Raw genomic sequence first — 22,627 nt, 5'->3', positions numbered from 1 at the left:
AGGGATGGGTTGCCTATGCATTACATGAAATTAGCTTGACCACTGGATGCGCTGACCCCGCCATCGACCGGAAGGTTCACGCCGTTGACGAAGCTCGCATCAGCGCTCGCCAGAAACGCAATAACGCTCGCGATCTCCTCGGGCTGAGCACCACGTGCCATCGGAATGCGCTCAACCAGCCGGTCAAGCAATTCGGGGACTCGTTCGAAAATCGGCATGTTCATGTCGGTGAAGGTAACGCTGGGACAAACTGCATTGACGCGTACCCCCTTTACGGCAAGCTCAATTGCCAGGCTTCGCGTTAAATTGGAGACTGCGCCCTTCGTAGCGTTATAGAAACTCAGTCCCCGATCGCCGCCGAGTCCGGAAACAGACGACACGTTTACAATCGCGCCCTTCGTTTCGATCAATCGAGGTAGAGCGGCTCGTGTCAGATTGAATACGCCGTCAACATTGACTGCGAACATGTTATGCCATTGTTCTGATGACAAACCCTGGAATTCCCCAACTGTTCCTGCCCCTGCGTTGTTGACGAGGACGTCGATTCGACCAAAACGACGTGTAGCCTCGGCGACAAGCCTCTCGACATGTTCGACGATCGTGACGTCGGCTGGTTGAATGATGTAGCGGTTGGTTCCCAGGCTGGCACCGACCTGGACCAGCTTTGCTTCCCTGCGTCCGCACAATACGACGCTTGCGCCCTCAGCGTGAAAACGGCGTACGGTCGCGGCACCTATTCCGCTGCCCGCACCTGTCACGATGACAACCTTCCCTTCGAATCGTGAGACCATTCGTTCGAGCTTTCCTTGTTGGAGGCAGCATCCGCGCGGATTAGCCAGATTGGCGCGTCCCGAACAATCACGTTCCAACACGATATCGAGAAGTCTGATATGACTCCGTGGCGCGCTGAGCCAACGCGGCGATGCAAGTCGCACAGGCTGTTGTCGAAGGTTCGCCGATGGCAGACAGCCGCAAATTCTGGTTGCAGGCCCCAGCGAGACATATCGGCCTACATCGAAGATGTCTGTTTTTCGCGACAGACCGGAAGTGATCGGGCAATCTCAGGATTGAAGGAGCTCGGCGTCGAACTCCTGCCGACTCATCCGCTTATCTGCCCTCGCCCCGCTCATCCACTCATCGACTTTTATTGATGAATTCAGCGAACGCGGCAAGCTCGTTAGGAATCGCGACCTGGCATTCGATCAACGTTGGTCCCTTCGTCTCGAGCGCGGAGGCAAAAACTCCGTAAAAGTCCGCGGCCGTTTTTGCTCGCGATGCGGAAACTCCGAGGCCCAACGCGATGTTGACCCAGTCGAGCGCCGGATTCTTGAGATCCAACATCGATTCCATCTTGGCGTTTAGCTCGCCCTCGCGAACGCGAGCCATTTCCAGGCCGAGCACCGCGTAAGCGTCGTTCTTCAATATGATGGCGACAATGTCGGCTTTCTCGCGCGCCATCGACCACAGGGCTTGGACAGTGTACATGCCGCTACCGTCAGCCTGAACAAGAATGATCTTGCGATCGGGGCAGGCGATTGCTGCTCCAAGCGCCATCGGGAGCCCTCCGCCGATGGCGCCGCCGTTGACCGGACTAAGAAAATCGTGGGAGCGCGCACCTTCTGTCGCGGCGAATATTTTCGAACCGTTGGTGGCAGCTTCGTCGACCAGGATCGCATTTTCCGGCATTAGCGCGCAGAGCGTTTGACCGATGGCCTCCGCGGTCAATTCTCCGGTTGGAACTGCGGTCGACCGACGTGTCCGGCGCATGGTCTCGGCAGCGGTCGAGCCGGTCGCCTTCGCGAGGGATTCCAGTGCCGCTAGTAAGTCCTGATCAGCCGATGCCATCGTGAAGAGGGCACATCGCGGCTCACTCTTGAGGGTCGGCTTGTTCCTGTAGGCGAATGTCACAACGGGGGAAAGGGCACCAACAAAGATCAATTGCTCGAAGTCCTTTAGAAACTCCAATCCGGTTTCGAGAAAATACGGGATTATCTCGACGATCGGGCGCCCCTCACCGCGCGCAAGCGAGAAGGAGGGAAATGTTTCCGAAAGGAGCTCGGCATTCGTCTTTGCGGCAATGCGGCCGGCGATTTCCAGCGGGTCTCCGCGAAGGGCGAGATTGCCCAGAACCAGTCCCGTCTTCTTGCCGTTCGCGAGCATATTGGCCGCGTGGGTGATCGCGTCCGGCGACGCCATCGGCCGATGCAAAGCGGCAGGGATCGGTGGTGGTGCCGCTTCCTCCCAATGGAAATTGGTGGGTGCCACGATCGTGCAGATCTTCCCCGCCTTGGCGAGCACCGTCGCTTCTGCGCCCAACTCTCCAAGCTCGGAAGCACTTCGTGCTTCGCGAGTCCAGTGGGATACGACGCGCGCAAGATCGATCACCCGTCCATTGATCAATTCGTGTTCCGGGTAATTCGGCTGGTGATAAGAAGCGTTGGCGCCGACGACGTTGATAACGGGTGTATTGGCGCGGCCCGCGTTGTGCAGCATGGCAATCCCGTTGGCGAACCCACTGCCGACATGGAGAAGCGTGACTGCGGGCGAACCCTTCATACGCGCGTATCCATCTGCCGCTCCGGTAACGACATCCTCCTGCAAACACAGAATTGGGCGAACATTGGCCGTGAGGCCGATCTCGTAGACCAACTGCATCTCGGACGTACCCGGATTTGCGAAGCAGGTTGTGACACCGGCATCCGTAAGGGCCTTGAAGAGAGCCTGTGCACCGTTCATGGTAGAATCTCCCGAAGTTGGCCTGATTGGCTTAGAGGGCACTTCCGAGTTGATGACGACGCCAAGTGAGATGCGCGGCAAAGGTCGCTCTGAATCTTACCCGGCGCGATCGGGCGATCGGTGAAACGCTTCAGATCGCGATACACCACGTCCTGATCCGGCCTCTGCAGGAGCGGCGCGTACCGCGCTCGAGCTCCTAATTTCGCCTGCCCCGCTGCTCTGATCGTGGCGCATTGCCTAGTCTACCGCCCTGCTGGTTCTTTTGGCATTGCATTCTTGTGCGGAGTCTTGCCTGCGGGCGGGATTTTGTGAAGGTTCGAAACGGTCACTGAGCGGCGTCGTTAGGCCAAATGCGCTGTGGCGGCGTGAGTGTGCGCCGTGCACATGCCGGCGAGAGTGTTCGAATGAGACAGGCCCCTCCGCGATTAGCCCATCGCCACAAATCCGGCAGGGATGCAACGCAACGCGAAAAACGCCCGGGAAATCCGTGGTAGTCGGATAAGCAATGAAAGCGTTCCAAGCAATTTGGTCGCTTATTTTAGGAACGACGCCAGATGAGCAAGGGTTGTTGTGCATGGAGGATTTGCCATGCTCTTGTTTTACTTGCCGATCATAATCTTCGCAGCGTTGTTCGAAGCAAACCATGACAAGCCCAGGGTGGGCGAGTCCACGGTGATTGAATAGATCACGCATTGGGACTGCAGCGCTTGAAGCGAATGCCCCCGGTTTTCAATTCGTCGAAGCCAAATCCGGGCAGGCGTTCTTCGGTGCGGCAGGACAACGCGACGGGCAACTCACTTTTGCTTCACGTCTCCACGCCGATGTCCAGCACTGTGCGATAAAATATTTCTGTTTTTCAGAAGTGCAAATCGACCCTATAATCCACGCGTCTCACCCGATTGAGGGGCGCTTCGCGATCGTCACGAGTGTTGGGTTGAGATGCGGTGGACGCTGAGTGCGCAACTGACGAGTGCGCATGATGCGGACGGCGAAGTCGTGTGGTTCTGACGCCCCGATGCAGGTGTCAAGTTCGCGAGCGGCAAGCTGCTTTGCGGATGACGGTGACAACAAAGCTGGTCTCACCGGGAAGAGTACGAAGGACACCGTAAAACCATCGCGCGGGGAAAGCCGGGTTGTTTCCGGTTACACCTGTGGTCCTACCCCGGTGCTTTTTGTTGCACCGGGCCCATGGGTGCAATCGGCACCCGGCTTTCCCTGCGCCCTCCGTCTTCCGAGCGGCAAAGATTGCAGCAAACCTCGGGCGTTTCACGTCGCGAGAATGCGATCTTACATCATCATCGTTGTTTGACAGTTGAATCCGAAAATCCGACCTCGTCATTGCGGCGAAGCGGCGCGTCCGCCGTAGCCCTGGCGAAGGCGGAAGCAATCCACCGCACCACTTGCAGCGGATGGATTGCTTCATCGCTTCAGCGCAAAATTGCCTTGCAATTTGTCGCGAGCTCCTTGCAGTGACCATGAGCCCTGCCTTCGCAGGGACGACGGATGGAGATCCGCGCGCCCGGCTCCAGCCTCGTCATGCTGTCATCGCGCCAAAAGACTGGCTTCCAGTCGCGCAAGCTCGCCGGCGAGGTCGTGCTCGACATCGGCGACCTTCATGTCGATGACCTTGTAGTCGCGCGCCTCGAGCCAGGCCCGCCGCGCGGCCCGGTCGGCGGCGATGGCGTCGGTCTCGACCGGATTGACCAGTTCGATCGCGATCCGCTGCACGAAGGAGACGAAATCGGGGATGTGACGGCCGACCGGGGTCTGGCGCTTGAACAATCCGGCGAAGCGACGATCCTTCGTCAGCGCCTGCCACAGGATCCGCTCGGCATCGGTCGGATTGCGCCGGAGCAGCCGCGCCAGCCCGCGAACGGTGCTGCTGTTGTCGGCAGTCGCGCCGCCCTGCCCCTGCTCGGCGAGCAGCGCCCGCAGGCGGGTCGCCTGGGCGCCGTCGAGCACGCCGCCTTTGGCCGGCCCCTTGCGCCCCTCGGCGATCGCCATCACCACCCCGTGCAGGGTATGCATGTCCTGCTTGGTCGGCTCCATCCGGGTGAAGATGTTGCGCAGGTTCACCAGCATGGTGTCGCGCTTCTCCGGCGGGCGCAGGAACTCGACCTTGTCGAGTTCAGCTACAAGGTTGTCGAAGAACGCCTGAATCTGGTGCTGGGACGCCAGCTCCGACCGTTCCGGCATGGCGAAGGGCAGCGCGCCCGCGGTCGAAAGCTTGAACCATTCGTAACCCATCAACAGCACCGCCTGCGCCAGATTGAGCGAGGCGAAACCCGGATTGACCGGGAAGGTGATGATGCGGTTGGCAAGCGCGACTTCCTCGTTGGTCAGGCCCGAGCGTTCCCGGCCGAACAGGATGCCGGCTGCGCCGCCATCGGCGACATGGCCGACGATCTCGCCAGCCGCCGCCTCCGGCCCGACAACCGGCTTGGCCTGATCGTGAGCGCGCGCGGTGGTCGCAAACACCAGCGTGAGATCGGCGATCGCCTGCTCGACTGTGTCGAACAGCTCGGCGGAGCCGATGATGTGATCGGCGCCGGCAGCCGCGCGCTGGGCGGCGATATTCGGCCAGCCGTCGCGGGGCTTCACCAGGCGCAACCGGCTGAGCGCGAAGTTACCCATTGCGCGCGCGGCCATGCCGATGTTCTCGCCGAGCTGCGGCTCAACCAGGATGACGACGGGACCGGCAAGGTCCCGCCCTGCCTTGGTCTTGTCGGTGCCGGACATGTCACTTCGCTTTCTGATTCAACTTCTCAGGATCTTGAATCGAGCTCCGAAGAAGTTGATTCAACGGCTTCGCACGTGGCTGTGACCGGTTGTGCTGCTGACCATTTTCTCCAAGGAGACAAGAGGGTTAACGGCGATTGTGAATCCTTGATCGGAATCTCGCTTGCGCGCCGTCCTTCCCGGCGCGCGCGGGCATGCCGCCTTCGGATCGGGTACCAACCACAGTCAAAGCGAGGCTGTAAAGCCGCATCGGGCCGGCCATTGCGTTCACGCGACAGGGCAGCACCTCAGGCGGCGGGCGGCGCTTTGAACCCGCAGGCTGCGAATACCGACAAGTCTCTGAGAAGACGACAACAGCAAAGGTAATCCGATGTCACTTCAAGGTAGGGTGCTGCAGGTGCTGAACGGCCCGACGGTCGCGCGCATTCGCTTCCGCTTCCCGATCCGCGGCAGCCATGTGACGATAGCGCCGCAAACATTCCACCACGTCGCTCGAGCGATCCGCCTGGGGCGGGTCCACGTCGGACGTCCGACGGATCTCGCGGCGGGCGTCGCCGCGCAATATAACGACGTCGCGCGCACCCGGGCGGATGGCACGGCGGTTGCGGCCAACACGCTGGAAGTCACGTCGGCGGCGGGACGCCTGGATGAGGCGCACATCGTGCATGAGAGCCTGCATGCGGCCTACGATCTGCTGCGGACCGGCCTTGACGCCAACGCGGAGGAGGCTTCCGCCTATGTCTGCTCGGCGCTTTATTGCCGCATGACGGGCCTGCCTCGACCTCGCTGGGCCAACGGCCAGATCTATGCCAACGCCGAACTGGTCGCCCGGACGCTGCTCAAGCAGTATCAAAAGGGCGATCCCGGTATTCCCTGGGTCGGCGAGCATGAATGGCACATTCTTCGCGCCGGCGTGGGCCTTCATCCGGTCTATACCAGTGGGCCCGCCGGTATTCTCACCGGGTGGGTCCTCGGCCAGCAATATACGCATGATGGCTGATGAGCGTTTCCGTGGCTGTTCCATGATGGGGACGCCCGCTGAGGACGGTGATTTCGGCAAAACGCCAAACAATCGGCCCAAACTGCACAACCGGTCCGCTTCCGCCCGCTCGCGGGCGGTGCTATAGCGCGGGGATATCCAACCTCCGGCGTCAAAAGCGCGCTATTCCCAAGAGGGCCTCCCCGTCATGGCAAAAATCAAGGTCGCCAACCCCGTCGTCGAACTCGACGGCGACGAGATGACCCGGATCATCTGGCAGTACATCAAGGATAAGCTGATCAACCCGTTCCTGGATGTCGAACTGCTCTATTTCGACCTGGGGATGGAGTACCGCGATGCCACCAATGATCAGGTGACCATCGACGCCGCCAACGCCATCAAGAAGGTCGGCGTCGGCGTCAAATGCGCCACCATCACCCCCGACGAGGCCCGGGTGAAGGAATTCGGACTGAAGGAGATGTGGAAGTCGCCGAACGGCACCATCCGCAATATCCTGGGCGGCTGCATCTTCCGCGAGCCGATCATCTGCAAGAACGTGCCGCGCCTCGTTCCCGGCTGGACCAAGCCGATCATCATCGGCCGCCACGCCTTCGGTGACCAGTACCGCGCCACCGACATCAAGTTTCCAGGCAAGGGCACACTCTCGCTGAAATTCGTCGGCGAGGACGGCAACGTCATCGAGCGGGAGGTGTTCAAGACGCCCGGCCCCGGCGTGGCGATGCAGATGTATAACCTCGACGACTCGATCGTCGATTTCGCCCGCGCGTCGTTCAACTACGGCCTGATGCGCAACTATCCGGTGTACCTCTCGACCAAGAACACGATCCTCAAGGTCTATGACGGCCGCTTCAAAGACATCTTCCAGGACGTCTTCGACCGCGAGTTCAAGAAGGATTTCGACGCCAAGGGGCTGACCTACGAGCACCGCCTGATCGACGACATGGTGGCCTCGGCGCTGAAATGGTCCGGCGGCTATGTTTGGGCCTGCAAGAACTATGACGGCGACGTGCAGTCCGACACCGTGGCGCAGGGCTACGGCTCGCTCGGCCTGATGACCTCGGTGCTGCTCACACCCGACGGCAAGACTGTGGAGGCGGAAGCGGCCCACGGCACCGTGACCCGCCACTACCGTGAGCACCAGAAGGGCAAGGAGACCTCGACCAACTCGATCGCATCGATCTTCGCCTGGACCCGCGGCCTCTCCCACCGCGCCAAGCTCGACAACAACGTGGAACTGGCCAAGTTTGCTTCGACCCTGGAGAAGGTCTGCGTCTCGACCGTCGAGGACGGTTACATGACCAAGGATCTTGCCCTGCTCGTCGGCGCTGACCAGCGCTGGCTCTCCACCACCGGCTTCCTCGACAAGGTTGCTGACAACCTCGTAAAGGCAATGGCGGCGTAACCTACCTCACCATTGGGCAATGGCGAGCGTGACGATGTCTCTTCTCGGAAGCGTTGCGCTCGCATCATTGTTGCTGACGGGATCGGCGGCGCTGGGATTTCCCACCGTGGCAACGGCGCGCTCGGCGGTGTCACCACCGTGCAGCGGATCAACACCGCGGGCGGCAAGCTTGACGGCGCCTGCGACAAGGCCGGCATGCTGAAGAGCGTGCCCTACTCGGCCGACTACGTTTTCCTGCGCAAGGGTTAACGGCCCGGCGCCAACCTAATCCCGGCTGCCGCCGTCGATCTCGGCCGATGCGGCCAGCGCGATTTCGCCCGCGGCGACGTCGCCGCCGATGCCGCCGGTATCGGCAAGACGCGCTTCGGCGGTAGCCTTCACATGCGCCGCGAGCGCCGGCAGGCGTTCGATCAGGGCGTGGAAATCCTGTGCGTCGAGCGCCAGCAGCCTGGTCTTCCGCGTTGCCGTGACCGTACCCGAGCGTTTCGTCCGCCTGAGCAGCGCGATCTCGCCGAAGAAAGTTCCGTCGGAGAGCCGCACACGCTGACTCGGCAGGTCGATCTCCACCTCCCCCGCAGTGATGAAGTACATCGATGAGGCCTCGTCGCCCCGTCGCACCAGCACCTCGCCTGATTCGATGGTCTGTGCGCGCAACAGACGCATGACGTCGGCAATCTCGGCCGCACCGAGTTGCGAGAACAGCGGCACCCGCGCCAGCATGCCCCAGGTCACGATGAAATCCCGCCGCCGGACCTCGTCGGCAAAGGCAGTGGAGACGATCGCCACCGGAAGCGCGATCATGGCGAAGCCGACCACGATCGCAAACACGGTCACGATCTTGCCGAGCGGCGTCACCGGCACCACGTCGCCATAGCCGACCGTACCGAGCGTCACGATCGCCCACCACATCGCCTGCGGCATGGTGCCGAACCTGTCGGGCTGCACCTTGTGCTCGATCGCATAGAGCAGCGAGGCGAACAGCAGCACCGCGCCGATCAGGATCACGATGCAGCCGAACAGCGTCCGCCGCTCGGCATGCAGCGCCGCGAGCAACGAGCGCATCGCAGGCGAATAGCGGACGAGCTTGAGGAACGGCAGCATGCCGAACAGGACCAGCGCAGTCCTGTCGCCGATGACGAGCGCGATCGCCGACGGCAGGAACGCCAGGAGATCGATCAGGCCGAGGGTCGAGGTGGCGTATTCAAGCCGAGCCCGCAGCGGCGTCATGTCGCGCAGCGAATGACCGACCACGCTCCAGATCCGCGCCGCATATTCCAGCGCGAACGCGATCACCGCCGCGATCTCGATTGTCGTGAACAGCCAGCCGAATTGCGCGTCGATCTCCGGCACCGACGCCAGGATTGCCGCCAGCACATCGATGACGATGATGGCGATGATCAGCCCAACGAAGCGCGAGCCGACCGAATACGGCAGGTGATCGTGTTCGAGCAACTCGTAGAGACGGTCCCGTAAATCCGGGTCGCTGCTCCTGCGCTTGCCCGGAACCGTCGCCACGCCCTTGACCTCCGTCAGGCGCCGGCCATCGCCTGCTCGATCGCCGACAATGCTGCGCTCGCCTTGGCGCCGTCGGGTCCGCCGGCCTGCGCCATGTCGGGTCGACCGCCGCCGCCCTTACCGCCGAGGGCCTCGGAGCCCTTGCGCACCAGCTCGACCGCGTTGAAGCGCGAGGTGAGGTCAGCGGTGACGCCGACCACGATGCCGGCCTTGCCGTCCTCGGTAACGCCGACGATCGCGACGACGCCGGAGCCGATCTGCTTCTTGCCGTCGTCGACAAGGCTCTTCAGGTCCTTGGTCTCGACGCCCTCGACCGCGCGCGCCAAAAGCTTGACGTTACCGACCTCACGGACGCCGGCGGCCGCGCCGTTGGATGACGCACCGCCGCCGCCCATCGCGAGCTTCTTGCGCGCATCCGACAGGTCGCGCTCGAGCTTCTTGCGCTCCTCCATCAGCGTGGCGATACGCGAAGGCACGTCCTCGATCGTGGTGCGCAGTTCCTGCGCCGCGGTCTTCGCAAGCGCCATCGTGTCGTTGGCGTGCCTGCGCGCATAACGCCCGGTCAGCGCCTCGATGCGGCGCACACCCGAGGACACCGCGCTTTCGCCGGTCACGGAGATCAGGCCGATGTCGCCGGTGCGGCGCACATGAGTGCCGCCGCACAGCTCGACCGACCAGCCGAGTGTGTTCTGGCCGTGCTCGCGCGCACTCCTGCCCATCGAGACCACGCGGACCTCGTCACCGTATTTCTCGCCGAACAGCGCGCGGGCGCCGGCCTCGCGCGCATCGTCTACCGCCATGATGCGGGTGGTGACCTCGTCATTCTCCAGCACCACGTCGTTGGCGATGTCCTCGACGCGGGCGAGTTCTTCCGGTGTGATTGGCTTCGGATGTACGAAGTCGAAGCGCAGGCGGTCGGGCGCGACCAGCGAGCCGCGCTGCGCGATGTGATCTCCGAGGACCTGTCGCAGCGCCTCGTGCAGCAGATGCGTCGCCGAGTGGTTGGCGCGGATCGACGAACGCCTGGCGTGATCGACCTCGAGCTGCAGCGTCGTGCCGACCTTGAGCGTACCCCGCTCCACCGTGCCGAGATGGACAAAGAGATCGCCGGCCTTCTTCTGAGTGTCGGTGACGCGGAACGTGACGCCCTCGCCGCTCAGCACGCCGGTGTCGCCGACCTGACCGCCGGACTCGCCGTAGAACGGCGTCTGGTTCAGCACGATCGCACCGGTTTCGCCGGCCTTGAGGCTGTCGACCTCGGCGCCATCCCTGACCAGCGCCACAACCGCGCCCTCCGCGCTCTCGGTCTCGTAGCCGAGGAATTCGGTCGCACCAAGCTTCTCGCGAAGCGGGAACCAGACGCTCTCGGTCGCGGCTTCGCCCGAGCCGGCCCAGGCCGCGCGCGCCTTCTCGCGCTGGCGGTTCATCGCGTCGGTGAAGGCCGCCTGGTCGACACTGATGCCGCGCGATTTCAACGCGTCCTGCGTGAGATCGAGCGGAAAGCCATAGGTGTCGTACAGCGTGAAGGCGGTGTCGCCGTCGAACATGTCGCCCTTCTTCAACGATGCGCTCTTCTCGTCGAGGATCGACAGGCCGCGCTCCAGCGTCTTGCGGAAGCGGGTCTCTTCCAGCCGCAGCGTCTCTTCGATCAGCTTCTCCGCACGCACCAATTCGGGATAGGCCTGGCCCATCTCGCGCACCAGCGCCCAGACCAGGCGGTGCATCAATGGCTCGCGCGCGCCGAGGAGCTGTGCATGGCGCATCGCGCGGCGCATGATCCGGCGCAGCACATAGCCGCGGCCCTCGTTCGAGGGCAGCACGCCGTCGGAGATCAGAAACGACGATGCGCGCAGATGGTCGGCGATGACGCGCAGTGAAGCCTTCTGCGCTCCTTCCGGATCGGCGCCGGTGAGATCCGATATCGCGCGGATCAGGGAGACGAACAGGTCGATTTCGTAATTGTCATGCACGCCCTGCAACACGGCCGCTACGCGCTCAAGCCCCGCGCCGGTGTCGATCGAGGGCCTCGGCAGCGGATTGCGCACGCCGCCTTCGAGCTGCTCGAACTGCATGAACACCAGATTCCAGATCTCGATGAAGCGGTCGCCGTCCTGTTCGGCCGAGCCGGGAGGTCCGCCCCAGATCTTGTCGCCGTGGTCGTAGAAGATTTCCGAGCAGGGGCCGCACGGGCCGGTATCACCCATCTGCCAGAAATTGTCGGAGCCCGCGATGCGGATGATGCGCGATTCCGGAAGGCCGGCGATCTTCTTCCAGAGGTCGAACGCCTCGTCGTCGTCGATATAGACGGTCGCCGTGAGCTTATCCTTCGGCAGCCCGAATTCCTTGGTGACGAGCTTCCAGGCGAGCTCGATCGCGCGATCCTTGAAATAGTCGCCGAACGAGAAATTGCCGAGCATCTCGAAGAAGGTGTGATGGCGCGCGGTGTAGCCGACATTGTCGAGGTCGTTGTGCTTGCCGCCGGCGCGTACGCATTTCTGCGAGGTCGTGGCGCGCTGATAGGGGCGCTTCTCGACGCCGGTGAAGACGTTCTTGAACTGCACCATGCCGGCATTGGTGAACATCAGGGTCGGGTCGTTGCGCGGAACCAGCGGCGAGGACGGCACGATCTCGTGGCCGTTCTCGGCAAAGAAGTTCAGAAATGTCGACCTGATGTCGTTGACGCTGCTCATGTTCATCCAATCGGAAAGAGGCCGGATCAGGCGCAAATAGCTGCAATTTCCGGCCGAACGCTTTTAGACAAGGCCAGCGGCGGTGTCCAGAAACTGTGCAGGCGGATCATGGGCTTGCTGCAGCAGCACAAAGGCCGTTGATGGGCGTTGGAGTCGCGTTGACAGACTTGGTGGCGTCGTGTTTCCCTCCTATCTGTTGTTACGTCACGTCGGGAGAGACCGGCTCGCGCCGGCGCCGAAGGAGCAACCGCCCCGGAAACTCTCAGGCAAAAGGACCGCGTGAGGTCTGATATCTGGAAAGAGGCGCCAGGGGCCTTCGGCCCGGCCGCGTCCGCCGACGGGATAATACTCTCAGGCACAGCGACAGATGGGGCTTTCTGCAGGTCTCCCAGGGGAATGGTCCCCGATGGGAACCGCGAGGGCCCGTTTGATGTCGGCGAGCGACAATTCCCTGCTGAAACAGACACCTCTGCATGCGCTGCACCTGGCGCGCGGGGCCAAGATGGTGCCCTTCGCCGGCTACGACATGCCGGTTCAGTATGCCGCCGGTGTGCTCAGGGAGCACCTGCACACCCGCATCGCTGCCGGCCTGTTCGACGTCTCCCATATGGGCCAGATCGCGCTGCGGCCGAGGTCCGGCAAGACCGCGGATGCGGCGCTGGCGCTGGAAAAACTGGTGCCGCAGGACATCCTGGGCATCCCGCCGGGCAGGCAGCGCTACGCGCAATTCACCAACGCTGACGGCGGGCTGCTCGACGACCTCATGGTCGCGAATTTCGGCGATCACCTGTTCCTGGTGGTCAACGCCGCGTGCAAGACCGAGGACGAGGCGCATCTGCGCGCGCATCTCGCCGGCATCTGCGAAATCGATCCGCTCGCCGACCGCGCGCTGATCGCGCTGCAGGGACCGAAGGCGGAAGCGGTGCTGGCGAAACTTTGTGCAGATGTCATTTCGATGAAATTCATGGACGCCGGTACGCGCCGCGTTGGTGACATCGACTGCTTTGTCTCGCGCTCCGGTTACACCGGCGAAGACGGTTTCGAGATTTCAGTGCCCGCCGACAAGGCCGAGGCGCTGGTGACGGCATTGCTCGACAATGGCGACGTGCTGCCGATCGGCCTCGGCGCGCGCGACAGCCTGCGGCTCGAGGCCGGGCTCTGTCTCTATGGCCACGACATCGATACCACGACGACCCCGGTCGAAGGCGCGCTGGAATGGTCGGTGCAAAAAGTCCGCCGCGGCGGCGGGGCACGCGCCGGGGGCTTTCCGGGCGCCGACAATATCCTCTCGCAGTTCGCCCAAGGCGCGGCGCGCCGCCGGGTCGGACTGAGGCCGGAAGGCCGCGCGCCTGTGCGCGAAGGCGCCGGCCTGTTTGCCGATGCTGCTTCGAGCGGGCAGATCGGCAGGGTTACCTCCGGTGGTTTCGGCCCGAGCCTCAATGCCCCCGTCGCCATGGGATATGTACCCACCTCGCTTTCGGCCATCGGCACCACCGTGTTCGCCGAAGTACGCGGCCAGCGTCTGCCGCTCAAGGTCGCCGCCACGCCCTTCGTCCCCAACACCTACAAACGCTAGAGGAAGCTCATGACGACGCTGTACACATCCGACCACGAGTGGCTCCGCATCGAGGGTGATATCGCAACCATCGGCATCACGGATTATGCGCAATCTCAGCTCGGCGATGTGGTGTTCGTCGAGCTGCCCAAGGTCGGTCGCAGCCTGAAGAAGGCGGAAGCCGCAGCCGTCGTCGAGTCCGTCAAGGCCGCCTCGGATGTCTATGCGCCGATCTCGGGCGAGGTGATCGAGGTCAACGAAGCGGTCGCCGCCGAGCCCGCGCTGGTCAATTCCGATGCGGGCGGCAAGGCGTGGTTCTTCAAACTGAAGATCGCCGACAAAAGCGAGCTCGGTGGCCTGATGGATGAGGCCGCCTACGCCGCACACACCGCGTGAGAGAGAATGAATCCATTTGCCACCACACACTCGCTGTCATCGCCCGGCCTGACCGGGCGGTCCAGCACGGCGCGGCTGTTCGGCTCGATCGCTGACGTCCCGGCGTACTGGATACCCCGCATTCGCGGGGTATGACGGCGGATCAAGAGGAATTCCCATGAACGCGCCATTCAAGCCGAGCAACGAAGCCGCCACCGATTTCGCCCGCCGTCACATCGGTCCCTCGCCGCGCGACATCGACGCGATGCTGGAGACGGTCGGGGCCCAGAGCCTGCAAACGCTGATGAGCGAGACGCTGCCGCCCTCGATCCGCCAGCGGGCGCCGCTCGACCTCGGGCGTGCGCTGAGCGAGACCGAAGCGCTCGCGCATATGACCGAGCTTGCCGCGCGGAACCAGGTCTTCACCTCGCTGATCGGCCAGGGCTATTCCGGCACCATCCTGCCGGCGGTGATCCAGCGCAACATCCTGGAGAACCCGGCCTGGTACACGGCGTACACGCCGTATCAGCCGGAAATCAGCCAGGGCCGGCTGGAGGCGCTGTTCAACTTCCAGACCATGATCTGTGACCTCACGGGGCTCGACGTCGCCAACGCGTCACTGCTCGATGAGGCGACCGCCGCGGCGGAGGCGATGGCACTTGCCGAGCGCCACTCGCAGGTGACAGCGCAAGCATTCTTCGTCGACAAGGAGGTTCATCCCCAGACGCTCGCGGTCATGCGCACCCGTGCCGAACCGTTGGGGTGGACCCTGATTGTCGGCGATCCCCTCACCGATCTTGACAAGGCCGATGTGCTTGGCGCGCTGCTGCAATATCCCGGCACGTCGGGCGCGGTGCGCGACCTCAGGCCCGCGATAGAATCCTTGCACGCGAAGGGCGCGCTCGCGATCGTGGCAGCGGACCTGCTGGCGCTGACGTTGCTCACCTCACCCGGCGAGCTCGGCGCCGACATCGCGGTCGGCTCCGCGCAGCGATTTGGCGTGCCGATGGGCTATGGTGGCCCGCATGCCGCCTACATGGCGGTGCGCGACGCGCTGAAGCGCTCGCTGCCCGGGCGCATCGTCGGACTGTCGGTGGACTCGCGCGGGCTGCCTGCGTATCGGCTCGCGCTGCAGACCCGCGAGCAGCATATCCGCCGCGAAAAGGCGACCTCCAATATCTGCACGGCGCAGGTGCTGCTCGCGGTGATCGCCTCGATGTACGCGGTGTATCACGGTCCCGAAGGCCTGACGCACATCGCGCGCAGCGTGCATCGCCGCGCTGCCGTGCTGGCCGCGGGCCTGCGCAAGCTCGGCTTTGCACCGAAAAGCGGGGCGTTCTTCGACACGGTGACCGTCGACGCCGGCGGCAAGCAGAGCGAGATCGTCGCCCGCGCGCTCGGCGAGAGAATCAATCTGCGCATCGGCGAGGGCACGCTCGGCATTGCGGTGGACGAAACCACCACACCTGAGATCGTCGAGGCGGTGTGGCGCGCTTTTGGCAGCACGCTCGCTTACGCTGACATCGAGGCCGGCGCGCGCGAGGCGCTGCCGGGCGAACTGAAGCGGACCACCGCCTTCCTCGCCCATCCGGTATTCAACACGCACCGCTCCGAGACGGAATTGCTGCGCTACATGCGCAAGCTCAGCGATCGCGACCTCGCGCTCGACCGCGCGATGATCCCGCTCGGCTCCTGCACGATGAAGCTCAACGCCACCACGGAAATGATCCCGCTGACGTGGCCGGCGTTCGGCAATTTGCACCCGTTCGCGCCCGCCGAGCAGGCCAAGGGTTACCACACGCTGTTCAAGCGGCTGGAACAATGGCTGTGCGACATCACCGGCTATGATGCGATCTCGCTGCAGCCGAACTCCGGCGCTCAGGGCGAATATGCCGGCCTGCTCGCGATCCGCGGCTATCATGTCGCGCGCGGCGAGCCGCACCGCAAGGTCTGCCTGATCCCCTCCTCCGCGCACGGCACCAATCCGGCATCCGCCGCGATGGTCGGGATGGACGTCGTGGTGGTGGCCTGCGATTCCAGAGGCGACGTCGATGTCGAGAATCTCCGCGCCAAGGCCGAGAAGCACTCGAAAGACCTCGCCGCCGTGATGATCACCTATCCGTCGACGCATGGCGTGTTCGAGGAGCATATCCGCGACATCTGCGACATCGTGCACGCGCATGGCGGGCAGGTCTATCTCGACGGCGCCAACATGAATGCGCAGGTCGGCCTCTCGCGGCCCGGCGATTACGGCGCCGATGTCAGCCATCTCAATCTGCACAAGACCTTCTGCATCCCGCATGGCGGCGGCGGCCCCGGCATGGGCCCGATCGGCGTCAAGGCGCATCTTGCGCCCTACCTGCCCGGCCATCCGGCGACCGATGGCGCGACGGTGCATGCGGTCGGTCCGGTGTCGGCCGCCCCGTTCGGCTCGGCGTCGATCCTCACCATCTCCTACATCTACATCCTGATGATGGGTGGCGAAGGGCTGACACGCGCCACCGAGATCGCGATCCTGAACGCGAACTACATCGCCGCGCGGCTGCAGCCGCACTTCCCGGTGCTGTACCGCAACGCCCGCGGCCGCGTTGCGCATGAATGCATCGTCGATCCGCGGCCGTTGAAGGCAACGACCGGCGTCACCGTCGACGACATCGCCAAGCGCCTGATCGATTACGGCTTCCACGCGCCGACCATGAGCTTCCCGGTCGCGGGTACGCTGATGATCGAACCGACCGAATCGGAATCCAAGATCGAGATCGACCGGTTTTGCGACGCCATGATCGCGATCCGGCAGGAGATCGCCGAGATCGAATCCGGCCGCTTCAAGGTCGAGGCCTCGCCGCTGCGCAACGCGCCGCACACGGTGCACGACATCGCCGACGACAACTGGACACGGGCCTATAGTCGCGCCGAAGGTTGTTTCCCCGACGGCGTCTCACGTACGGACAAATACTGGAGCCCGGTCGGCCGTGTCGACAACGCCTACGGCGATCGCAATCTGGTGTGTTCCTGTCCACCGGTCGACGATTACGCGCAAGCGGCCGAGTAAGGAGACCGGAAGGCAAATAGAATTACGACCTCCGCCAAACCCGAACTCAGAAGACAGGAGCCGGACGAACTGGTCAGGATCAGGCTCTTCATCAGGGCCCACTCACCAAACGAAATACAAAAACGAAACGGACGCCGAAGACGTCGGCAACTCAACGTCTTCAGCGCCCGCTTCAGCGAAAGCTCTCTGGGCCGAAAGCTTACTCTTCCGACGGCTCTTCGCCGTCGACGTCGCGCTCGGGCGTGCCGGCGAGGATCTGCTCGGCGATCAGGCCGGAGTTCTGGCGGATCGCGATTTCGATCTTGGCGGTGATGTCGGGGTTGGCGCGCAGGAACGCCTTCGCGTTCTCGCGCCCCTGGCCGAGCCGCTGGCTGTCATAGGAGAACCAGGCGCCGGACTTCTCGACGATGCCGGCCTTGACGCCGAGATCGAGGATCTCGCCCATCTTGGAGACGCCCTCGCCATACATGATGTCGAATTCGACCTGCTTGAAGGGCGGCGCCAGCTTGTTCTTCACCACCTTGACGCGAGTGGTGTTGCCGACGACCTCGTCGCGCTCCTTGATCGCGCCAATGCGGCGGATATCGAGGCGGACCGAGGCGTAAAACTTCAGCGCGTTGCCGCCGGTCGTGGTTTCCGGCGACCCATACATCACGCCGATCTTCATGCGGATCTGGTTGATGAAGATCACCATGGTGTTGGACTTGTTGATCGAGGCGGTGAGCTTGCGCAGAGCCTGGCTCATCAGGCGCGCCTGCAGGCCCGGCAGCGCATCGCCCATCTCGCCCTCGAGCTCGGCCTTCGGCACCAGCGCGGCAACCGAATCGACCACCAGCACGTCGACCGCGCCGGAGCGCACCAGCGTGTCGCAGATTTCCAGCGCCTGCTCGCCGGTGTCGGGCTGCGAGATCAGGAGCTCGTCGATATTGACGCCGAGCTTGCGCGCATAGACCGGATCGAGCGCGTGTTCGGCGTCGATGAAAGCGCAGATGCCGCCCTTCTTCTGGCCTTCCGCCACCGTATGCAGGGCCAGCGTGGTCTTGCCGGACGATTCAGGTCCGTAGATCTCGACGATGCGCCCCTTCGGCAGGCCGCCGACACCGAGCGCGATGTCGAGCCCGAGCGACCCCGACGACACCGTCTCGACATCCATCGAGCGGTCGTTCTTGCCGAGTTTCATCACCGAGCCCTTGCCGAACTGGCGCTCGATCTGGGAGAGCGCGGCTGAGAGGGCCTTGGACTTGTCCATGGAGGATCCTTCGACGATACGCAGGGCAGTGGCAGACATTGGGATGTGCTCCTTATGGCGGGGATTCGCTAGCTGGACAAACGGGCGATGAGATCAGGCGGAATGCGTTGTTGATGAAAACTCCGTACCACGTTTGTTCCATGTTCGCAATATGTTCTTGTTTGAAATTCGGTGCTGACCCGTTTCACCTCCAAGTCTATTTTTTGGAGTGGCCCGTTTTGCATTAAGCCAGCGAAAACCAGGTCTTGGCTGATTTTCTCAGTAGAACCGCCGGGGCGACCAAGCGGATGTTCATTCTTTGACCTGGCTCAAAATCGCCGAACAAGAGATGGGGCCGTCCGCGACTGGGTAAGGCCGAACGGCCCCAGCCGCCCAAGTCGCCAATGGAAGCGATGGCCGGCACTCCAGCTACGTGGGCGTCGGCCAAACGGTTTCATACGGGTAGCGGGTCGCTGATCAAGGGAACGTGTGGTCGTTGGGGACATCGGATTCTATCGGGTCCGCAGGACCGGTCGTATGATTGCTCCAGGCAACGATAGAACCATAGGAGCCGCCATGTTTCCTGTGATCATTGCCGCGATCCTATACCTCATCCTCCTGGGCTTATGCGGGCGCCACACCGCGAAGTACGCGGCACAGAAAGGGCGCTCCCAGACCGCCTGGTTCATCTGGGGTAGCCTGCTCTTCCCGTTGCCCCATATCGTCCTGGCGCTTTTGCCGCCGCGCCGCAAAGCGACGGAAGCTTAGGGCCGCCTCCGTTGGCAGCCTCTTTCTCTTCGAACGCGCTGTCTGGTGAATCGGCCCAGAGCGTTTGACGCCGAATCTTGGAGCTGTCCGAATCAACGTCCTGGATCGCTTCAAGTGAACGCTTGGCCGATGCACTCAGCAGAAATACTGGGCAGCTTGGGGAATGTTCACCTAGGTTATTGTTGACGAGTTCCCTCCTGTCCTAACGTCCGGGTGCAGGGGAGAAAGCCAATGCAGGACATGCAGAAGCACTTGGAGAAGCTTCGCAACGAGGCTGAAGAGTGCGAGTTGATCAGCAAACTCGCGACGAATGCGACCAAGAAGGCATTGTTTGCCAAGCTTGCAGCGCACCACCGAACGCTGGCCGATGAAATAGAGCGAGCTATTGGGGTGGCCTCGCGGCCCCCAAGTTAACGTTTCATTAAGATCGCCGGCGGACGCCTCTCCCGATCCCGCGCTGGTCCCCCTGCCATCGGTCCGTAGTTCTCCGACCGAGAACAAAGTTCCCCGAGCAAGGGATGCACCGCGTCCCGGCGGTCGTTTTCACCTCAATCCGCGCTGGCAAGCCGCCGCATCGTGAACTCGATGTCACCCCCGGGCAGTTCGCGCCAGCTCTCGACGGCGCTCATATAGGCTGCCTTCGGGTAGCGGTTGAGGAAATCGCGCGCCCGCAAGCGCGCCTGATCGCGCGGCAAGGTGAAGGTCTCGCGCAGATAGCCATCATTCTGCTTTCGCCGTCCGGCCATCCGACTGGCGAGATCGCGCGGACGAAAGACCATCGCGGTAACTCCGGACTACTTCACGACCATCCCAATATAAGGCGGGCATTGGCGAAATCCGAGTCCGGGCGGGCCGCGCGCGTGTTGGCGCGGATAAACCGACGCTACTGGCCGCGCTGGGTATTGCTGCCCGTCTTGGTCTTCGGCTTGGCGGGCGCCGCCGTCTTGGGCGTGTCGCTTCGCACCGCTCCCCAGGGATCTGATGACCCCTTGGCGTCGGGAATCTTGCTCAGCGATTCCTTGTAGGCCTTATCCTTGACGGCGTCCTCGTCCTTCTGATCCTGGGTCTTGGACGGAAGTTCCGGAATCAGGTTGATGTTAGGCATCTGGGCATAGGCCGGCGCCGTCAGCAATATCGCGACAGCAGTCGCGCTTAGAATTCTCATGGGATCGTTCCCCTGCGCTTTCGTCAGCGGTATATCACCCTAAAAACGGCAGCGCCAAGAGTGCCTGTGCTCGATCCAGCGATGGACCGACCTGCAGGATTTCGGCACCTGTTTCCGCGAGTCCCAGATCGGGCCGCATGTTGTAGGCCATCGAGCGCGAAGGCAGATCGCGATCACGCCGCCGGATGTTGACCAATCTGCGAAGCACGAGCGGCGCAATCCCCCTTGCGGAAGCCATGGCGGCCCCAAAACCAGGTCGGTTCAGGCCGGGCGAGCCGCATTCGGGCATGCCATGCAATAGCTCCGTGACCGCCCGCCCCAGCGCGTGTTTGACCCGCTGCCTGCTCAAATTACAGTGAGCGTCCAAGCAAGACGGGAAACGACTCATGACCTTGCCGATGAGCTGGGACGAGTGGGCCCAGCACGACGGAACAGCGCTCGCCGCGCGCGTCAAGAACGGCGACGTGACGCCCAGGGAATTGGCGGCCCAGGCCGCCGCCGGCGTGGCAAAGGTGGACACCGCACTTTCCGGTGTGGTCGAGCTTTTCGACGACGTGATTGCCGATCCGGCCAGCGACGGTGCCGATCTCGACGGGCCCTTCGCCGGGCTGCCATTCCTGATGAAGGATCTCGGCCCGACCATGCGAGGCCGTTTGCAGGAAATGGGCTCGCTGATGATGCGCGGCAATCGCGCGCCGGCGGATACCTTCCTGACCGCGAAAATGCGCAAGGCCGGGCTCAACCTGATCGGCCGCACCACAACGCCCGAGTTTGGGGTCTGCAGCTCGGCCGAGAACCCCGCCGTCTATGTTACCCGTAATCCCTGGAACACCGACTACACCACCTGCGGCTCGTCGGCCGGCAGCGCAGCCATGGTCGCCGCCGGCGTCGTCCCGATCGCGCATGCGACCGACGGCGGCGGCTCGATCCGCATTCCCGCTGGCGTCAACGGCAACATCGGTTTGAAAGTGTCGCGCGGCGTGTTCTCGCTGTCGCCGCACCTGTCGGATCTCACCGGGTTGGTCTCGATCCAGGGCTGCCAGTCGCGCTCGGTTCGCGACACCGCAGCCTTCGTCGATGCGTGCCGCGGCCCTTCTCCCGGCGAATTCATGCCGTTCTGGAGTTCGCCGGAGCCTTACACCGCCGTCATCACGCGCGATCCTGCTCGGCTGAAAATCGCGCTGTCGCATCAATGGGGCGACTATCGCGCCACGCCGCACATCGCAGCCGAACTCCAAAAGGTCGGGCGCTTCCTCGAAGGCCTCGGCCACCATGTCGAGCATGCCCAGCCATCGCTCGATTATGGGCAGGCTTTCGCGGCGCAGACCACCTGCTACATCAGCAATTTCGCCGTCGTGATCGGCAACATGCTGACGGCACGCTCCCTGGAGCGGCCACCGGCGGATCTGATCGAGCCGATCAACATCCGGATCTGGGAGCACGGCCGGCACACCAGCTTTGCCGATCGCGCGCGCATGCAGGCGGTGTTCAACACCACGTCGCGCGGCTTTGGTGCGTTCTTCGAGGACTGGGACATCATCCTGACGCCGATCACGGCGCTGCCGACCCCGAGGATCGGCACCACGGAATATCTGACGATCAGCGACAATCCGTCGGTGCTGGACTGGTTCGGCAATCTCTGGCGCAACTTCGCTTTCACGCCGCTCGCCAATCTTTGCGGCATTCCCGCGATCTCGCTGCCGCTTGCAACCAACGAACACGGGCTGCCGCTCGGCATCCAGGCGATCGCGAGGCAGGCCAACGACGGACTGCTCCTGCAACTGGCCGCGCAGATCGAGCGGGCAATCGGCGGCAAGTGGAACGACAGCCAGACTCCAGGCGTGCATGTGACGCGAGGCTAAAGGCAAGTAACATATCAGGAGCGAGGATCGGAACATCATGCAGCAGCACGCCGGAGATTTCGGGATTGACGAGGCAAGGCGCGTGCTCGGCGACGTCTTTGCGCCGTGGGTGCAGGATCTCAACCTGTCGATCGAGCAGTTCGACTTCATGCCTCCTTCGGGCAACGCCGATGGCTGGCAGCCCGGCGCCGTGCTGCGCATGCCGTTTTCCGAACGGCTCTGCCGCAACGGCGGCATCGTCTGCGGTCAGGCGCTGATGGCGTTCGCCGACACCGCGATGGTGCTTGCCAATCTTGCCGCCAACAAGGGCTATCGGCCGATGACGACAGTCGACCAGACGACGCATTTCATGCGCGCGGTCACGGCGGCGGACGTGCTCGCGGACGCCCGCGTGGTCCGGCTTGGCCGCACCATGAGCTTCGGCCGCGTCACGCTGCTGTCCGCCGCGGACAACAAGTCGGTGGCGATGGTCTCAAGTGCGTTCGCGATGCTGCCCGGCTAACAGTACCTGCCGGAAGCACTTGCTCCGGCGCGAGCTTC

The 22,627-nt window shown here is 63.2% G+C and carries 18 protein-coding genes, 1 pseudogene and 1 riboswitch; of the genes and pseudogenes, 10 read left to right on the top strand and 9 right to left on the bottom strand.

Going from position 1 to position 22,627, the window contains the following annotated elements:
- Window positions 1-20: 20 nt before the first annotated feature.
- The 3 genes from JQ553_RS24330 to JQ553_RS24320 form a co-directional block, all read right to left on the bottom strand.
- Window positions 21-791, bottom strand: a complete 771-nt coding sequence (locus tag JQ553_RS24330) for an SDR family NAD(P)-dependent oxidoreductase (protein ID WP_212502560.1) — start codon at window positions 789-791, stop codon at window positions 21-23.
- 343 nt (window positions 792-1,134) lie between these two features.
- Window positions 1,135-2,736: an acetolactate synthase large subunit gene (locus tag JQ553_RS24325; protein WP_212502559.1), complete on the bottom strand. Its 1,602-nt coding sequence runs from the start codon at window positions 2,734-2,736 to the stop codon at window positions 1,135-1,137.
- Window positions 2,737-4,278: 1,542 nt separating this feature from the next.
- Complete coding sequence (locus tag JQ553_RS24320) at window positions 4,279-5,475, bottom strand: TrmJ/YjtD family RNA methyltransferase (protein WP_212502558.1); 1,197 nt, start codon at window positions 5,473-5,475, stop codon at window positions 4,279-4,281.
- A gap of 388 nt (window positions 5,476-5,863) precedes the next feature.
- On the opposite strand from JQ553_RS24320, the gene JQ553_RS24315 reads away from it, so the two are divergent.
- The 3 genes and pseudogenes from JQ553_RS24315 to JQ553_RS34625 form a co-directional block, all read left to right on the top strand.
- Window positions 5,864-6,475 (top strand): hypothetical protein, encoded by a 612-nt coding sequence (locus tag JQ553_RS24315; RefSeq protein ID WP_312015193.1) that lies wholly within the window; start codon window positions 5,864-5,866, stop codon window positions 6,473-6,475.
- Between the two features lie 187 nt (window positions 6,476-6,662).
- On the top strand, window positions 6,663-7,877 hold the full coding sequence (locus JQ553_RS24310; protein WP_212502556.1) for an NADP-dependent isocitrate dehydrogenase: 1,215 nt from the start codon (window positions 6,663-6,665) through the stop codon (window positions 7,875-7,877).
- Between the two features lie 96 nt (window positions 7,878-7,973).
- Window positions 7,974-8,126, top strand: a pseudogene (locus tag JQ553_RS34625) (DUF3455 domain-containing protein); the annotation flags it as partial.
- 15 nt (window positions 8,127-8,141) lie between these two features.
- On the opposite strand, the gene JQ553_RS24300 reads toward JQ553_RS34625, so the two are convergent.
- Both JQ553_RS24300 and alaS read right to left on the bottom strand, forming a co-directional pair.
- Entirely contained in the window at window positions 8,142-9,392 is a 1,251-nt protein-coding gene (locus tag JQ553_RS24300; RefSeq protein ID WP_212502554.1) for a cyclic nucleotide-gated ion channel, read from the bottom strand.
- A 14-nt stretch (window positions 9,393-9,406) separates the two neighbouring features.
- Window positions 9,407-12,082, bottom strand: a complete 2,676-nt coding sequence (gene alaS, locus JQ553_RS24295) for an alanine--tRNA ligase (RefSeq protein ID WP_212502553.1) — start codon at window positions 12,080-12,082, stop codon at window positions 9,407-9,409.
- A gap of 199 nt (window positions 12,083-12,281) precedes the next feature.
- Window positions 12,282-12,370, top strand: a riboswitch (glycine riboswitch).
- A 142-nt stretch (window positions 12,371-12,512) separates the two neighbouring features.
- Between alaS and gcvT the strand changes: the two genes are divergently transcribed.
- The 3 genes from gcvT (at window position 12,513) to gcvP (ending at window position 17,064) form a co-directional block, all read left to right on the top strand.
- Window positions 12,513-13,658, top strand: coding sequence for a glycine cleavage system aminomethyltransferase GcvT (gene gcvT, locus JQ553_RS24290; protein ID WP_212502701.1), 1,146 nt, complete (start codon window positions 12,513-12,515; stop codon window positions 13,656-13,658).
- A gap of 9 nt (window positions 13,659-13,667) precedes the next feature.
- Window positions 13,668-14,033, top strand: coding sequence for a glycine cleavage system protein GcvH (gcvH, locus tag JQ553_RS24285; RefSeq protein ID WP_212502552.1), 366 nt, complete (start codon window positions 13,668-13,670; stop codon window positions 14,031-14,033).
- Window positions 14,034-14,190: 157 nt separating this feature from the next.
- A complete protein-coding gene (gene gcvP / locus JQ553_RS24280; RefSeq protein ID WP_212502551.1) occupies window positions 14,191-17,064 on the top strand; it encodes an aminomethyl-transferring glycine dehydrogenase in 2,874 nt (957 codons plus the stop codon).
- A 199-nt stretch (window positions 17,065-17,263) separates the two neighbouring features.
- Here gcvP and recA read toward each other — a convergent pair whose 3' ends face one another.
- Window positions 17,264-18,352: a recombinase RecA gene (recA, locus tag JQ553_RS24275; protein WP_212502550.1), complete on the bottom strand. Its 1,089-nt coding sequence runs from the start codon at window positions 18,350-18,352 to the stop codon at window positions 17,264-17,266.
- Between the two features lie 516 nt (window positions 18,353-18,868).
- Here recA and JQ553_RS24270 point away from each other — a divergent pair.
- Window positions 18,869-19,060 carry a hypothetical protein gene (locus JQ553_RS24270; RefSeq protein ID WP_212502549.1) on the top strand — a complete coding sequence of 64 codons (192 nt, stop codon included), beginning with the start codon at window positions 18,869-18,871 and terminating at the stop codon, window positions 19,058-19,060.
- Window positions 19,061-19,291: 231 nt separating this feature from the next.
- On the top strand, window positions 19,292-19,474 hold the full coding sequence (locus tag JQ553_RS24265) for a hypothetical protein (protein ID WP_212502548.1): 183 nt from the start codon (window positions 19,292-19,294) through the stop codon (window positions 19,472-19,474).
- A 134-nt stretch (window positions 19,475-19,608) separates the two neighbouring features.
- Here JQ553_RS24265 and JQ553_RS24260 read toward each other — a convergent pair whose 3' ends face one another.
- The 3 genes from JQ553_RS24260 to JQ553_RS24250 all read right to left on the bottom strand — a co-directional run bounded on the left by JQ553_RS24260 (window position 19,609) and on the right by JQ553_RS24250 (window position 20,514).
- Window positions 19,609-19,839, bottom strand: a complete 231-nt coding sequence (locus JQ553_RS24260) for a hypothetical protein (protein WP_212502547.1) — start codon at window positions 19,837-19,839, stop codon at window positions 19,609-19,611.
- A 104-nt stretch (window positions 19,840-19,943) separates the two neighbouring features.
- Window positions 19,944-20,225 (bottom strand): hypothetical protein, encoded by a 282-nt coding sequence (locus tag JQ553_RS24255; protein ID WP_212502546.1) that lies wholly within the window; start codon window positions 20,223-20,225, stop codon window positions 19,944-19,946.
- 34 nt (window positions 20,226-20,259) lie between these two features.
- The gene (locus JQ553_RS24250; protein ID WP_212502545.1) at window positions 20,260-20,514 is read right to left on the bottom strand and encodes a hypothetical protein; all 255 of its coding nucleotides are present in this window, start codon (window positions 20,512-20,514) and stop codon (window positions 20,260-20,262) included.
- Between the two features lie 97 nt (window positions 20,515-20,611).
- On the opposite strand from JQ553_RS24250, the gene JQ553_RS24245 reads away from it, so the two are divergent.
- Window positions 20,612-22,087, top strand: a complete 1,476-nt coding sequence (locus JQ553_RS24245; protein WP_212502544.1) for an amidase — start codon at window positions 20,612-20,614, stop codon at window positions 22,085-22,087.
- A 37-nt stretch (window positions 22,088-22,124) separates the two neighbouring features.
- The gene (locus JQ553_RS24240) at window positions 22,125-22,589 is read left to right on the top strand and encodes a PaaI family thioesterase (protein WP_212502543.1); all 465 of its coding nucleotides are present in this window, start codon (window positions 22,125-22,127) and stop codon (window positions 22,587-22,589) included.
- Window positions 22,590-22,627 lie beyond the last annotated feature (38 nt).

The organism is Bradyrhizobium lablabi (assembly GCF_018131005.1).
GTDB classification, from domain to species: Bacteria; Pseudomonadota; Alphaproteobacteria; order Rhizobiales; family Xanthobacteraceae; genus Bradyrhizobium; species Bradyrhizobium lablabi_D.
This window is presented reverse-complemented; position numbering and strand designations above follow the sequence as displayed.